Raw genomic sequence first — 14,704 nt, 5'->3', positions numbered from 1 at the left:
CCCCAAAATCGAAAGGCTTCCATGAATCCCAGGACTAAATCTCAGGACATTCGCGACTTGAGCCAAAACGATATTCGCGAGCTCGTGGCCGAACTCGGCCAGCCCGCCTTCCGTGCAAAGCAGCTCATCGAATGGGTCTTTGAGAAGAACGTTTGTTCGTTTGACGATATGACCAACCTTCCTAAGGCTTTCCGCGAGCAGCTTAAAGGCGCTTTCGCCTTTGACACGCCGACTGAACTCACCAAGCAGGTTTCCAAAGATGGCTCTCGCAAGTATCTGCTCGAGTACCACGACGGCATTTCCGTCGAGACCGTCGGCATGCCCCGTCGTAATAAGCTTTCCGTCTGCGTTTCCACCCAGGCAGGCTGTGGCATGGGCTGCGCCTTTTGCGCTACTGGCCTCAACGGCCTCAAGCGCTCTCTGACCGCTCAAGAGATCGTCGACCAGGTACTTCATGTATCCAACGACTTTGGCGAGCGTGCCACGAGCGTTGTCTTCATGGGCCAGGGCGAGCCGTTTGCCAACTACGACGAGGTTCTCAAGGCACTGCGTATCCTCAACGACCCCGATGGCATCGGTATCGGCGCCCGTCACCTCACCGTCTCTACCAGCGGCGTTATTCCTGGTATTCGCAAATTTGCCGACATACCCGAACAGTTCACGCTTGCCGTTTCCCTTCATTCCGCCATCCAGTCAACGCGCAATAAGCTCATGCCAGGTGTTAAGAAGTACACGCTGCTTCGCCTTCACGAGGCGCTTCAGCTCTACACCGAGAAGACTGGCCGCCGCCCGACCTATGAGTATGCCATGATTGAAGGCGTCAACGATACGAATCCCGAGATGCAGGCGCTCTGCGACTTCTGCGAGGGAACGCTGTGCCACGTTAACTTGATTCAGCTTAACGATATCGAGGGCAGCCCGCTCAAGCCGTCGCCGATTCATAAGGTTGAGGATCTTCAGCGCCGCCTTGAGTCTCGTGGCATCGAGACCACAATCCGTAATTCTCGCGGCAATGATATTGATGCCGCCTGCGGACAGCTGAAGCAGCGCTTCAAAGTTCAAAAGAACGCATAGGGGAGTCACACCCCAAAACGTTTCATGTGAAACATCGAGCAGCCCCGGTTGCAGGATATGCAACCGGGGCTGCTTCATTTATTGACTTCGATTATAAATCAGCTGCTACTGGTCCCATTAATAACAGCCAAAATAAGGGGTCCTTGTCGTGTGAATCAGACAAGGACCCATCAAAAAATGCTGGGTAATTGTTAGGTACCTAATAGCCTACATTTTCCCATTGATTGCTAACCCAACCTTGATTAATTTTGGGATTCTTCGTTACCTGAGCAGTACGCATGGTAACATCTTCTGTCATAACATCCATTTTCTTCTTGGACGTATCAACGATATCTTGCGCACCACGAAGCAAACGACCTCGGAGCTCATCGTCTGTCGCAATCTTATAGCCAGCAAAGGCACCAGCCGCGACAGTCGTCGCCAATGCAATCGCAGTTAAAATCTTATTCCTCATCTTGGTCTCCTTGATCAAACTGAATCATTTCACCAAGAATACGAGAGAGCTCTTCCTCGTCTTTAAACTCAATCTCAATCTTATTCTTTCCACGTGAGCTCTTCACACGTACGTTGGTATTAAATACCTGACGAAGTACGCGGGCAGCCTTTTTAAAAGACTGAGGCGTGGCAGGCCGCGGCGTCTTAGGTGTCTCTCCGGCAGAAAACAACGGAGCAAGATTTTCTGTCGCTCTAACGGAAAGGCCCTCTGCAACAACCTTCTCAGCAAGTCGAATTCGAGCATCCTCATAGGGAACTGCAAGAATAGCACGTGCATGACCAGCTGTAAGTTTACCTTCAAAAATCATCTGCTGAACAACTTCGGGGAGATCGAGAAGGCGCAGCGAGTTTGTAATTGCAGAACGTGACTTGCTTACCGCCTTCGACAATGCCTCCTGGGTCATACCGCTGGCATCAATGAGCTGGCGATACCCCTTGGCCTCTTCGACAGGATTCAGATCAGAACGCTGAAGGTTTTCGATAAGTGCAAGAGCCAGCATCTCTTCATCATTAACATCTTTAATGATGACAGGCAGCTCCTCAAGACCAGCAAGCTTTGACGCCTGGTAACGACGCTCACCAGCGATGATCTCATAGCCGTTTCCATGCTTGCGAACCAAAAGCGGCTGCAAAACACCATGTTCTTGGATTGACTCACTCAACTCGCGAAGTTCAGTTTCGTTAAAGTGAATTCGTGGCTGATTTGGGTTGGGAACGATATCCTCAATAGGTAGTTTTGCTTCAGATGCAGCATTTGAAGCAGATGCAGCCGAACCACCGGTCTCATACTCGGCCTCTGAGACCAAAGCATTGAGTCCACGTCCCAATCCGCCACGTTTCTTTGCACTAGGCACGCTTGATCACCTCTTTTGCAAGGTTCATATATGCTTTTGCACCCTTATTTTGTGGCGCATAGGTAATTACCGGCTCCCCAAAAGACGGAGCTTCGGAGATTTTAACCGTACGGGGAATCAGTGTCTTAAACGCCTTATCACCAAAGTACGATTGAACTTCCTCAACAACCTGATTCGACAGAGAAGTACGCGAGTCATACATAGTCATAAGCACTCCATAGGTGTCTAAGCCCTTGTTCAGACGTGATTTGACCATCTTCATTGACTCAAGCAGCTTCGTAACACCCTCGAGTGCGTAATACTCGCACTGGATCGGAATCAATACGCTATCTGCTGCAGTCAAGGCGTTAATAGTAAGCAGGCCGAGCGATGGAGGACAGTCAATAAAAATGAAATCGAACTCATTCTGAATCGGCTCAAGCAAATCTTTGAGGCGGGTTTCACGAGCAATTGCACTTACGAGCTCAATTTCGGCGCCTGCAAGCTGAATTGTAGCAGGAATTACGAATACCTTTTTGCAATTTGTATCAAGAACAAGCGATTCTGCCGGCACATCATTCAACAATGCATCGTAGATGCAGTGATCAAGGTCTTCTTTTTCAATTCCAAATCCACTGGTGCTATTTCCCTGCGGATCAAAATCGACAATCAGTGTCTTACGACCCTGCTCACCCAATGCTGCCGCAAGGTTTACAGCCGTCGTCGACTTACCAACGCCGCCTTTTTGATTGATGATTGCAATGATACGCGTGTCTTTTGCGCTCTTAGAGCGCTTAACGTCGCGAAATCCCACGGTCCCTCCTGGTGTGTATTAAAGCTGTCAAACGGAGGATGTTTCACGTGAAACATTCCGAATCAATATCAACCGCCATGTTTCACGTGAAACACTGCAAGTTGTTAATATCCATTATGTTTCACGTGAAACATCTAGGCAAGCGGATTCTTCTTTGCCATGCCATTTGCACGAGGCAATGAAACGGATGCCGGATGACTCTTTTTAAGAACAATAAACTCCCTGTGGCCCAAGCCCTCAGGCAAATCGATTGCATCATTCAGAAGCAAAGTGAAGCCGCAGATCTTAGCTGCTGACATGCCGGAAGCAAGCTCCTCATCCGAAGGATTGCCTTTGGTGACAACAAATAACCCTCCATCCTTGAGATACGGAGCCGCATACTCAACAAGAATCGGTAGAGGGGCCAGTGCGCGGGCGGTTACGACAGAGAACTGCTTCTTATGGCTTCGAGCATATTCTTCAAGACGATAATGAACCGCATGAGCATATTTCAATCCAAGAGCATGAACAAAAGAATTAACGGCATCAACCTTCTTGCCAACAGAGTCAATATAAGTAGCTTTACGATGCGTGGTTATGGTTAAAGGAATACCAGGGAAGCCAGCACCTGTTCCCATATCGAGCAAAGCCCCCTCAGGAGCCATATTGATATAGGGGAGCAAAACTAGTGAGTCGAGGATATGAAGTATCGCAGCATCTTCTACGTTAATGATGCGGGTAAGATTCGTTGTCTTATTTGTTTCCAGAACTAAATCCAAATGCTGAATACATTTCATCAGCTCAACATCAGTTACGCTCAAGGAATACTCATTGCAATAGGAAGTTAGACGACTCAACATCTCGTCAGCTTGCTGATCAGTAAGCACTAACAACGAAAGCTCCTTTCTGACAAAAATCAGTGTATCGAGAACTTTTGACAAAAAAAGGGGACGTGGAAACCACGTCCCCTAAGCATAAGCTCGAGTAGATTATCGAGCAACAATCACAACATGGCGATCGGGATCAGAGCCCTCGGAATGAGTGTCAACGGCATCGTTGCCGCGAAGGGCAATGTGAACCAGTCGACGCTCATAGGCATTCATGGGCGGCAAGGAAACACTCTTATGAGTGCGAATGGCGCGCTCGGCAGCGGACTGCGCCATGGAAGCAACCTTGTCCTGTCGGCGGCTCTTATAACCCTCGACGTCCACGACGACCGGATACCTAAAGCCAAGCTTGCGGCTCACCAGCAGCGAGAACATAACCTGAAGGGCATCGAGGGTACGTCCATGACGCCCAATGAGAACAGCAAGATCCGGAGCCGTTACATCCAAAATCAGCTCACCCTCGTCGCCCTCATACTCATCGATAGGAGAGTTGGCGGCATCGAAGTGCGAAAGGATGGAACGCAGGATGGAAATCGCGACATCGGCAATGGTGTCGAGCTCCTCGTCTGTCAGCTCTTCACCAGCCTTGTAGCGCTGTGCAATCTCGGGATAATCGCCCGCGACCTGCGGGGCAACCTCCTCAAGCATATCCTCGATGATCTCTTCAGACATAACGTACTCCAAAAGTTAGGTACCTAAATAAGATTACTGTCCCATTACTTCTTCTTGTGCGGGCGCGGCTTCTTCTCGCGACGAGTGACCTCGACCTGCAGCGGAGCGTTCTTAAGACGCTCCTCCTCATCGGCCTTAGCCTTGTCAATAACCTTCTGCGTCACGAAGATCTGCTGGATAACCTGCCAGGCAGAGGACACATCGTAGTACAGCAGAACGCCGACGGGCAGGCTCCAGCCCATCCAAAGCATCATGACCGTCATGACAACGGCCATCATACGCATGCTCTGCGCCTGCTGGCCGGTCTGATTGCGCGACATATAGAGCTGCGGAATCAAGGTCAGGACGGCAAAGAGGATCAGGCAGATCAACGCAGGCAGTGCGACCATAAAGCCATCGGCAAAAGAGGCGCTCGGCGTGGTGGTCAGGTCGGGCAGAATATTAAAGAACGAGAACGTGCCGTCGTTAAAGTAGTCCGGCAGGTTACGCAGCAGCGTAAATAGGGCGAACAGGACAGGCATCTGGATCAACAGCGGCAGACAACCAGCCATGGGATTGAACTTGTTCTCGCTGTAGAACTTCTGCATCTCCTCGGCCTGACGCTGGGGATCGTCGGCATAGCGCTCCTGGATCTCGAGCATCTTGGGCTGCAGCACTTGCATGCGAGCCGTCGACTTGGTCGACTTGAGCATAAGCGGCGTCAGCAGCAGACGGATGATGACCACCAGGATGATGATGGACAGGCCCCAGTCGACCGCAAAGGTCTGGATGAGCTTGAGCAGCTCGAAAAGGATGTTAACGATCCAATCCCACATGTAAGTTTTCCTCCGATAGCGAGTGCCCGCTAAGGCACAGGGTCATAACCGCCGACGTGCAGGGGATTGCAGCGAGCGATGCGCCTCACGGCAAGCCAGCAGCCTCTCAAAACGCCGTGCTTCTCAATCGCCTGGACGGCGTATTGCGAGCACGTTGGGTAATAAATGCAGGCGTCAGGCAATAAGGGCGAAATAACCTGTTGATATATGTGAATAGGAGCGATGGCAACACGTCGCAAAACGTGATTGCTCATCGCTCCTCCCCGGCAACGCCGGCGCGTTTCATAAGCGAATGCAATGCCTTGTCCATCTCCTGCGGCGAGGAATCCCTCGTCTTGGGAGTTGCGAACAAGATGATGTCATAACCAGCAACGGGAAATCCACAGCTGCGGGCGGCCTCGCGCATCACACGCTTAGAACGGTTGCGCACGACAGCACAACCGAGCCGTTTAGCACCAACGAAGGCGACCCTTCCGGAGTCGCCTTCGCCAACCGATTCACATATGGTCATTCGAATCAGAGGGTGATTGAAACGACGCCCCTGACTGAACACATGCTCGAAATCTTGCCGAGACTTAATAGTCTTCATGCGAGATGTGTGTATCGCTGCTAGACAGTGAGACGCTTGCGGCCCTTGGCGCGGCGACGGGCGAGCACGGCACGACCGCCCTTGGTGGCCATACGGGCACGGAAGCCATGGGTCTTGGCACGCTTACGCTTATTAGGCTGATACGTACGCTTCATCTTAAGTTCCTCCTGCTGCATTTCGAGTGTCCGCGGGGGCGCGGACGCAGATATAGACACGTGAGCTTGAAGATTGTAGGGAAATCAATGTTCAAATGTCAAGAAATCAAAGGTAAAAGGTTGCGCAGTTCACACGGTTCCCCCATAAGCCGAGCTCGATTTAGCGGTGCGTGGCAACTTTTCACGATATTTCATCGAGTTTTCAACAGGTCATGTTGGCAATGTTGAGAACTTTTCGTCCGTTTTCCAAAGTTTTCAACAGGTTTTGAAAGTTTGTCGAAAGATGAGAAACATTGCACGGTGAGCTACTATTTGTTCGAAACCTATTGAAAGATTGCGAGCGGCATGTCTGACGACTTTTACACCATGGTCGATTCCGGAGACCCGGCACCCGACAACGAGCACATCACCGGCGTGCGCGAAGAGCGCGACGAAGGCGAGCAGACGACCACGCAGGCGCCAAAAGCCATGTACGCCGCACGCATAGCGGTCTATGACGATATGCTGTCGACGCCGCGTGTGATCGTCATAGATCCGCAAGATGTCCGCACGTATTTGGAAGAGACAACCAACACCGTCTACCAGTGCATGAAAGAACAAGGTGGCCATATCTCGCTCATGGTCATCCGCGAGATTGTCGAAAACTTTATCCACGCCCACTTTGCCGAGCCCATCATCTCGATCCTGGACGGCGGCGACACTATCCGCTTTGCAGACCAAGGACCGGGCATCGATGACAAGGAACGCGCTTTCGACTTTGGCGTGACCAGCGCAAACAGCAACATGAAGCGATACATTCGCGGGACTGGGGCTGGGTTTCCCATGGTGCAGGAATACCTGGAAAATGCCGGCGGCGCCGTGTCCATCGAGGACAACATGGGCAGCGGCACCGTGGTTACGGTAAGTCTGGACCCCAAGCGCGTGCAGGAAATCGAGCGTGCCGGCGGACGCGGTGCTGCCGTGCGGCCCGAGACGGAGCAGCCCACATATCCCCTGCCGGGAGCTTTTGCGCAGCAGCCCATGGCAACGCAGCAGATGCCGCCACTGGGGTATGGCCAGCAGTTCCCGCAGCAGTACCAGCAGGGATATCAGCAGCCGTACCAGCAGATGCCGCAGCAGCAGTACAACCCCTGGGCCCAGCAGATGCCTCCGCAGCCTTACCAACAGTGGCCCCAAAGTTTTCAACAGCAAATGCCGCCGGTGCAGAGTTCTCAACAACCAGCAGCTCAAATGATATATCCTAATGCAGCAAATCAGTATGCGCAGCCACAACCGGACGTGTTCGTAAGCGATCGCGGCAACGCCGCGCTGGGCTATCTGGCGCAAAATCAAGCGTGCGGCGCAACCGATCTGGCGAGGGCGTTTGGAAACTCGGCCCCCACTTGGTCACGCACGCTCAATGACTTGGCGCAGGCCGGCTTGGTCATCAAGCATGGCCAGAAATACCATCTGACCGAACTCGGCGCCGCTCGCGTGCGAGCTCAGAGCTAAAGAACGGGAGAGACAGTGGACGAGGAAGCAAGCATCATCCTGGGGGATGCCATCGCCTTTTGCCAGCGCGACGGCCAAGATGCACGCCTCATCAATATGCTGGGGCAATCGCGCGCCATAAGCCTGACCGAAGATACGCTCACGATCGAGGCGCCCTCGCGCTTTGCCATCGCGCAGCTCAAAAAGCATCAGTCGACTATTGAGGCCTATCTGGAAGAAATCGCCTTTGCACCGATTGCACTCGACATCGTGGCACCGCAAGGCGCCGCGACAGAATCCGCTGCCGCGACGGCGCCCGCCACGGCTCCCGCTACTTCCCCGGCGGCGCCGGCCTCCGCAGGCGACGCGCCGACAATCGAGCACCAGCACGGCGATGTTTCCCGTGAAACCATGGCACCGTTGCCGGCCGCGGCGGCGACGTCAACGAACGCACCCGTCACGCACATGCCCATCGCCCACGACGCAGCGGCGGGCGCGGATTCGGGCATTGCAATCAAGAACACGCTCTCGGCCGATGATTTTCGTCGCATGATGAACCAGATGAAGGGCGGAGCGCCGACTAAATCCACGCAAGCTGCGACCCCCGCTTCACCCATGCCAGCACCGACCGTGCCGGCCGAGCAGAATACGGATGGAGCCCCACTCGCCGCGAACTCAAAATTTACCTTTGAGAACTTTGTCTACGGCCCCGAGAACAGCCACGCCTATCGCTCGGCACTCAAGTTTGCCGCCCTCGCGGACGAGCGCGGCACGTGCACATCGCTGTTCATCTACGGCAAATCGGGCCTGGGCAAGACGCACCTGCTGCTTGCCATCAAAAACGAGCTCGCCGAGAAGTCGCCCGAGATCAAGGTCAAGTATGCCAACTCCCAGGCATATCTGGACGACCTGATGACCGAGTTCGACCGCCAAAAGAAGAGCAACGCCCCCATCATGCAGGCGTACCACGGCGTGGACGTGCTCATCATCGATGACATCCAAAACATCATCGGCAAGCGCGCGAGCGTGGACTACTTTTTCCAGCTCATGGACGAGTTCATCCGCAACAACAAGAAGGTCGTCATCGCGGCAGACCGCGCCCCCAAGGACCTGAGCATGGACGAGCGTCTGACCAGCCGCTTCAACGCCGGCATGCTCTGCCTGGTCGCAGAGCCCAGCTACGAGATGAAATACAAGATCTTGCAGCGCTATTACGAGAACACCATCGTCGCCGCTCCCGAGGCAGGCGACGACTCGCTGCTGGCGGCCTATGGGGGCGACGGCGGGCACCTGACCGATGAGCACTTTAAACACATGGCCGAGGTCTCGGGCACCAACATCCGCGAACTCGAGAGCTTCTGCGAGCGCTGCGCCGGCGAGGCGGGCGACCGCGAGCGCGAGGGCGGGGAGCTCACCTTTGATGATATCGACGCCATCGCCAGCCAGTACTTCGACACATCGGCCAAAAAGATCAACGTGCAAACGGTTCAGTCCGTCATCGAAGAGCAGTACGGCGTGACGCACGAGGAGCTCATCGGCCCGCGGCGCAACGCCAACATCGCCAAAGCACGCCACATTGCCATCTATCTGGCAATCGAGATGTGCGAGATGACGACCACGGCAGTGGGCGCCGAATTTGGCAACCGCAACCACTCGACCGTCAGTACAAGCTACAAAAAGGTCCAGAAGATGATCCAGGAAGACCGCACCGTCACCGAAGACCTCAAGTCGCTGCGCGATAAAATTACACTGCGCTCGTAGGGAAATAGAGACACCTGTTGAAAACTTGTCGAAACCACGGGCATAAGGTGTCTAAAACCCAACCCGCGGTGATGAAAAGTTTTGCGCAGGTTTTGAACGTGGAAAACCACCCCCGTTGCACACAGGTTGCTGTCGATTCTCTTTTTGGGTCTGACCTGCGTCTTTGGGAGTAATCAACAGTTTCGTCAGTGCTATTACTATTATTAGGATATTTATATCTATAGAAAGGTATTAAAAGATGAAGTTCACCGTCAGCCAGAGCTCGCTTACACAAGCCATCAGCGTCGTTATGAAGGGTGTCGCTTCGGCATCCACCCTTCCCATCCTGTCGGGCGTGCTCGTTAAGGCGCAAGACGGCATCTTGGAATTCCAGACCTCTAACTACACCATCTCGATCCGTCATCGCATCGCGGCGCATGTCGAAGAAGAGGGCGAGATGGTTATCCCCTGTAAGATGCTCTCCAATATCACCAAGACTCTCCCCGATGCCCCGGTCACCTTTGAGCTGTCCGAGCGCCAGGTGCTGATTGGTTGCGAGAAGAGCTCTTTCCGCCTGAACACGCTCGATGCCAATGACTTCCCCGAGTTTCCGGCCTATGCCATCGAGAGTGCCGTGGAGCTGCCGACCGATATCTTGTCCGAGATGGTCGGCCGCGTGTGGCGCGTCACCTCGACCGACAAAGCCCGCCCCATCCTGGGCGGCGTGCACATGAAGGTCGAGAACAACACCGTGCGCCTGGTGGCGACCGATTCCTTCCGCTTGGCCGTGTGCGATACGCAGGTCGAGACCTCGACCCTCGAGGGCTCCTTTGAGCTCAACGTTCCGGCGGACGCCTTTAACGACGCACTGAACATCATGGCCAGCCAGGCGACCATCATGATCGGGGCTACCGACACCCAGGTCGTCTTCGAGGCCGGCAACACCACCTACGTGTCGCGCCGCATCGAGGGCGTGTACCCCAACTACAAGCAGCTCATCCCCGATTCGTGCGTGACAAGCGTCAAGATCGACGTCGCCGCCTTTAACGCCGCTCTCAAGCGCGTGGCCGTTATCGCGAGCGCCAACCCCGCCGTCAAGTTCGAGATCGATGTCGAGAACGGGCAGATGGGCTTGTCCTCCATTTCCAATGACCAGGACCTTGCACAGGAGACGATCGATGTCGAGGCCGAGGGCGAGTCGGGCACCATCGCCTTCAACTACCACTACATCTTCGGCTGCCTCAATGCCCTGTCCAAAGAGAAGGAGATCACACTGGAGCTCAAGAGCTACTCGCAGGCGGGCATCTTCAAGTCCTACGACAAGATCAACTACCTGTACCTGGTCATGCCGGTCCGCATCTAGCGCTGCGCCATGACCATATTCGCCCGCGATCTTTCCGTCGCGCACTACCGCAGTTTCGATAGCTATCGCCTTGCCCTGGACGAAGGCGTGACGATACTTGCGGGACCCAACGCGGCGGGAAAGACCAATCTCATAGAGGCGCTGCAGCTGCTGACGAGCGGCGTCTCGTTTAGGCATCCGACCGCAGCCGAGCTCGTCCATGACGGCGTGGGCTCGTGCAAGGTCGAGCTGAGACTCGAGGGCGACGGCCGCGTGCTTGATATGGGATTGAGCGCGGAGGACGGTAAGCGCTCGTTTAGCCGAAACGGCAAGAGATGCTCTGCCGCCGGTGTGCGCGGGGTTCTGCCGAGCGTGCTGTTTTGCCCCGACCATCTGGACATGGTTAAGCGGGGCGCCAGTGTGCGCCGCTCCGCTCTCGATGACTTTGGCATGCAACTGAGCGCGCGCTATGCCGATCTTGTGAGCACCTATGGGCGCTGCGTGACCCAGCGCAACGCCTTGCTCAAGGAGACCTGGTGCTGCCGTGAGATGCTCGGCGCGTGGAACGATTCGATTGCCCGCGCGGGCTCGGCTCTGCTCGTGCACCGGTTGGCCCTGCTCGACCGGCTGGCGGGCCATGTGCACACTGCCTACGGGCAAGTGGCGTCCGGCGAGGCCGCCAACGTGACCTATGCGTCCACGCTGGGGGATTTGCCCCAGGTCGAGGATCGCGAAGAGCTGAAGGGCTGGGCGTACGAGCGCATGCTGGCTGCCCTTGATGAGCACGCCGACGAGGAAATTCGCCGCGGCGTGACGCTGGTAGGACCGCATCGCGACGAGATCGAGTTTACCGTGGCGGGTCGCTCCGCCCGTTCATTTGCCAGCCAAGGACAGCAGCGAACGTTGGTACTGTCCTGGAAGGTGGCCGAGGTGGCCGTGGCTCGCGATGTCCTGGGCACCGCCCCGCTGTTGCTTCTGGACGACGTGATGAGCGAGCTCGACGGCGAGCGCCGCGGTGCTTTCCTGCGTCTGATCGGCGATGATATCCAGACGGTCATAACCACGACCAACCTGGGGTACTTTACCGATGACCTGCTTGATCGAGCCAAGGTGGTGAGCATGGGTGAGACGTGCTAATTACGAGCGCGAGAGCGAGACGGTCGCCTTCAGTGGCTTTTTGAACGCAGAGTGCCAGCGCATCCTGGCGTCGGCGACGCCTAAGCGCCGTGCGCAGATGGAGGCTGCCGAGGAATCGCGCGCGGTCTATCGCGCGTGGAACGCGGTGTGCTCGGGCACGCGCGAGGGGCGGCATGTGACGGGGCTGCGCTACCTGCCTGAGTCCAATGAGCTGCTGGTGTATCTCGACTCGCCCTCGTGGACGCAGGAAATGACGCTGTTGCGCGAGATCATCCGCGCGCGCATGGAGCGCGCCGGTGCGCATGTGGACGGCCTGGTGTTCAAAACCACCGCACCCGGTCACACACCGCCCGTCGCCAAGGAGCGCCTGCGCCCGGCGACGACCGAGCGCCCGCCGGCCCCGCACGCCGACCTAAGTGAGGCCGAGCGCACCGAGATCAAGCGCCAAGTGGCGCCCATCGAAGACCAAAAACTGCGCGAGGCCCTCGAGAACGCCATGAGAGCCAGTGCCGAGTGGGCCAAGGGCGTGCAAAGCAAAAAAGAGCCTTAAATCGCATCTGGTGGCCTTGTAGAGCCAAATACCCTCGTTCCCGAGGGTATTTTTTTACGATAAACTAGTAAGGCTGTACACATTTTCTTGACTGAAGGAGGACGTGTGGCAAACGAAAACGATTACGATGGCGGCGAGATTAAGATTCTCGAAGGTCTCGAGGCCGTTCGTAAGCGCCCGGGCATGTATATCGGTTCGACGAGTGCCAGCGGTCTGCATCACCTGGTGTGGGAGATCGTTGACAACTCCGTCGACGAGGCCATGGCCGGTTTCTGCACCGAGATCCAGGTGACGGTCCACGCCGACAACTCCATCACGGTCGTCGACAACGGGCGCGGCATCCCCGTCGACGAGCACCCTGTTAAAAAGATTCCGACGCTCGAGGTCGTCATGACGATCCTGCACGCCGGCGGTAAGTTCGATAACTCGGCCTATAAGGTCTCGGGCGGCCTGCACGGCGTGGGCATCTCCGTCGTCAACGCACTGTCCAAGCGCGTGGTCGTTCAGGTTCGCCGCGATGGCAACACCTACGAGATGGAGTTCTCGCGCGGCAAGACTGTCAAGAAGATGGAGGTCGTGGGCACCTCGGATTCGACGGGCACCACCGTCACCTTCTGGCCCGACGACGAGATCTTCGAGACCTGCATCTACGATTTCGATACGCTGCACAACCGTCTGCAGGAGACGGCGTTCCTCAATAAGAACCTCAAGATCGTGCTGACCGACGAGCGCGAGGCGACTCCCCACGTGGAGGAGTTTTGCTACGAGGGCGGCATCATCGACTTCGTCGAGTTCCTCAACGAGGGCAAGGACGTCCCCGAGGCCTTTAAGGAGCCCATCTACATCGAGGGCAAATCGGACCCGGACGCGCCTGTGGCCAAGATGGGCGAGGTCGAGGTTTCCCTGCAGTGGAATAGCGGCTACGGCGAGAACGTCATGTCGTTTGCCAACGATATCTACACCCCCGAGGGCGGCATGCACCTTGAGGGCTTCCGCACCGCGCTTACCCGCGTAATCAACGATTACGCGCGCAAGCAGAATCTGCTCAAGGAAAAGGACGCCAACCTGACCGGCGACGATGTGCGCGAGGGCCTTTCGGCCGTTATCTCGGTCAAGCTGCCCGACCCGCAGTTTGAGGGCCAGACCAAGGCCAAGCTCGGCAGCTCCTATATGCGCGCGCTGACGCTCAAGATCGTGACCGACGGCCTCGCCGATTACCTCGAGGAGCACCCTAAGCCTGCCCGCGAGATCGTCAAGAAGGCCCAGCAGGCCTGCAAGGCCCGCAATGCCGCCCGCAAGGCGCGCGAGGCGACGCGTCGCAAGAGCCTACTCGAGACGGCGTCCCTGCCCGGTAAGCTCGCTGACTGCTCGGTGCGCGATGCCGAGCTGACCGAGCTCTTTATCGTAGAGGGCGACTCGGCAGGCGGCTCGGCCAAGGACGGCCGTCGCCGAGACATCCAGGCGATTCTGCCCCTGCGCGGCAAGATTTTGAACGTCGAACGCGTTGGCGACCACCGCGCGTTCTCGAGTGACACCATCCAGTCGCTGATTACCGCGATCGGCTGCGGCGTTACGACGAGTGCCGGCGACGGCGGCGACTTCGATATTGCTAAGGCGCGTTACCACAAGATCATCATCATGACCGATGCAGACGTCGACGGTGCGCATATCCGCATCCTGCTGCTGACATTCTTCTACAAGTACATGCGTCCGCTGATCGATGCCGGCTACGTCTATGTTGCCTGCCCGCCCATCTTTGGCATTAAGGTGCGCAACAAGATCCACTACGTGTATCCCAACGGCCGCCAGCCCGAAGACGAGATCCTACGCGACACCATCCAGAGTCTGGGCCTGAACCCCGACGACAACGACGAGGACGGCAAGGCCAAGGATGGCAAGATCACCAAGAAACGCAAGGGCTATACCGTCCAGCGCTACAAGGGCCTGGGCGAGATGGACCCCAAGCAGCTTGCCTCGACGACGATGGACCCCAAGACCCGTATTCTGCAGCGCGTGTCGATCGAGGACGCCGTGGTGGCAGACCGCGCCGTGCGCGAGCTGATGGGTTCCGAGGTCGGCTATCGCCGCGAGTACATTGAAAAACATGCACATGATGCACGATTCCTTGACGCTTAAGAGGAGGTAACGTGGC

The 14,704-nt window shown here is 56.1% G+C and carries 16 protein-coding genes; 7 read left to right on the top strand and 9 right to left on the bottom strand.

The genetic code is table 11. The features are described 5' to 3' along the window. Positions 1–21 precede the first annotated feature (21 nt). Complete coding sequence (gene rlmN, locus DXC90_RS03750; RefSeq protein WP_117734822.1) at positions 22–1,074, top strand: 23S rRNA (adenine(2503)-C(2))-methyltransferase RlmN; 1,053 nt, start codon at positions 22–24, stop codon at positions 1,072–1,074. 199 nt (positions 1,075–1,273) lie between these two features. On the opposite strand, the gene DXC90_RS03745 is transcribed toward rlmN, so the two are convergent. The 9 genes from DXC90_RS03745 to rpmH all read right to left on the bottom strand — a co-directional run bounded on the left by DXC90_RS03745 (position 1,274) and on the right by rpmH (position 6,313). Continuing rightward, positions 1,274–1,528: a hypothetical protein gene (locus tag DXC90_RS03745; protein WP_117734821.1), complete on the bottom strand. Its 255-nt coding sequence runs from the start codon at positions 1,526–1,528 to the stop codon at positions 1,274–1,276. Then, entirely contained in the window at positions 1,518–2,423 is a 906-nt protein-coding gene (locus DXC90_RS03740; protein ID WP_199406604.1) for a ParB/RepB/Spo0J family partition protein, read from the bottom strand. The genes DXC90_RS03745 and DXC90_RS03740 overlap by 11 nt, the downstream gene beginning before the upstream one ends. Further along, positions 2,416–3,216, bottom strand: a complete 801-nt coding sequence (locus DXC90_RS03735) for a ParA family protein (protein ID WP_117734820.1) — start codon at positions 3,214–3,216, stop codon at positions 2,416–2,418. The genes DXC90_RS03740 and DXC90_RS03735 overlap by 8 nt, the downstream gene beginning before the upstream one ends. A 134-nt stretch (positions 3,217–3,350) precedes the next feature. After that, positions 3,351–4,082 (bottom strand): 16S rRNA (guanine(527)-N(7))-methyltransferase RsmG, encoded by a 732-nt coding sequence (gene rsmG / locus DXC90_RS03730; RefSeq protein WP_233502138.1) that lies wholly within the window; start codon positions 4,080–4,082, stop codon positions 3,351–3,353. Positions 4,083–4,184: 102 nt separating this feature from the next. Beyond that, the gene (locus DXC90_RS03725) at positions 4,185–4,754 is read right to left on the bottom strand and encodes a R3H domain-containing nucleic acid-binding protein (RefSeq protein ID WP_022093802.1); all 570 of its coding nucleotides are present in this window, start codon (positions 4,752–4,754) and stop codon (positions 4,185–4,187) included. 44 nt (positions 4,755–4,798) lie between these two features. Continuing rightward, a complete protein-coding gene (locus DXC90_RS03720) occupies positions 4,799–5,569 on the bottom strand; it encodes a YidC/Oxa1 family membrane protein insertase (RefSeq protein ID WP_117734818.1) in 771 nt (256 codons plus the stop codon). Between the two features lie 29 nt (positions 5,570–5,598). After that, positions 5,599–5,823 (bottom strand): membrane protein insertion efficiency factor YidD, encoded by a 225-nt coding sequence (yidD, locus tag DXC90_RS03715; protein ID WP_117734817.1) that lies wholly within the window; start codon positions 5,821–5,823, stop codon positions 5,599–5,601. Next, positions 5,820–6,158: a ribonuclease P protein component gene (rnpA, locus tag DXC90_RS03710; protein ID WP_117734816.1), complete on the bottom strand. Its 339-nt coding sequence runs from the start codon at positions 6,156–6,158 to the stop codon at positions 5,820–5,822. The genes yidD and rnpA overlap by 4 nt, the downstream gene beginning before the upstream one ends. A 20-nt stretch (positions 6,159–6,178) precedes the next feature. Then, complete coding sequence (gene rpmH, locus DXC90_RS03705) at positions 6,179–6,313, bottom strand: 50S ribosomal protein L34 (protein WP_019127408.1); 135 nt, start codon at positions 6,311–6,313, stop codon at positions 6,179–6,181. A 345-nt stretch (positions 6,314–6,658) separates the two neighbouring features. Between rpmH and DXC90_RS03700 the strand changes: the two genes are divergently transcribed. The 6 genes from DXC90_RS03700 (at position 6,659) to gyrB (ending at position 14,688) form a co-directional block, all read left to right on the top strand. Next, positions 6,659–7,804, top strand: a complete 1,146-nt coding sequence (locus tag DXC90_RS03700; protein WP_117734815.1) for an ATP-binding protein — start codon at positions 6,659–6,661, stop codon at positions 7,802–7,804. A gap of 15 nt (positions 7,805–7,819) precedes the next feature. Next, positions 7,820–9,544 (top strand): DnaA ATPase domain-containing protein, encoded by a 1,725-nt coding sequence (locus tag DXC90_RS03695; protein ID WP_117734814.1) that lies wholly within the window; start codon positions 7,820–7,822, stop codon positions 9,542–9,544. A gap of 238 nt (positions 9,545–9,782) precedes the next feature. Further along, on the top strand, positions 9,783–10,886 hold the full coding sequence (gene dnaN, locus DXC90_RS03690; protein ID WP_117734813.1) for a DNA polymerase III subunit beta: 1,104 nt from the start codon (positions 9,783–9,785) through the stop codon (positions 10,884–10,886). A 9-nt stretch (positions 10,887–10,895) separates the two neighbouring features. Next, the gene (locus DXC90_RS03685; RefSeq protein WP_117734812.1) at positions 10,896–12,002 is read left to right on the top strand and encodes a DNA replication/repair protein RecF; all 1,107 of its coding nucleotides are present in this window, start codon (positions 10,896–10,898) and stop codon (positions 12,000–12,002) included. Beyond that, positions 11,989–12,552 carry a DciA family protein gene (locus tag DXC90_RS03680; RefSeq protein WP_117734811.1) on the top strand — a complete coding sequence of 188 codons (564 nt, stop codon included), beginning with the start codon at positions 11,989–11,991 and terminating at the stop codon, positions 12,550–12,552. Before DXC90_RS03685 ends, DXC90_RS03680 begins: the two co-directional genes overlap by 14 nt. Positions 12,553–12,657: 105 nt before the next feature. Next, entirely contained in the window at positions 12,658–14,688 is a 2,031-nt protein-coding gene (gene gyrB, locus DXC90_RS03675; RefSeq protein ID WP_117734810.1) for a DNA topoisomerase (ATP-hydrolyzing) subunit B, read from the top strand. The last annotated feature ends 16 nt before the right edge of the window (positions 14,689–14,704 follow it).

Source organism: Collinsella sp. TF09-1AT (genome assembly GCF_003436895.1).
GTDB lineage: Bacteria > Actinomycetota > Coriobacteriia > Coriobacteriales > Coriobacteriaceae > Collinsella.
The sequence above is the reverse complement of the archived record's forward strand: the minus strand, read 5'-3'. Positions and strand labels throughout refer to the sequence as shown.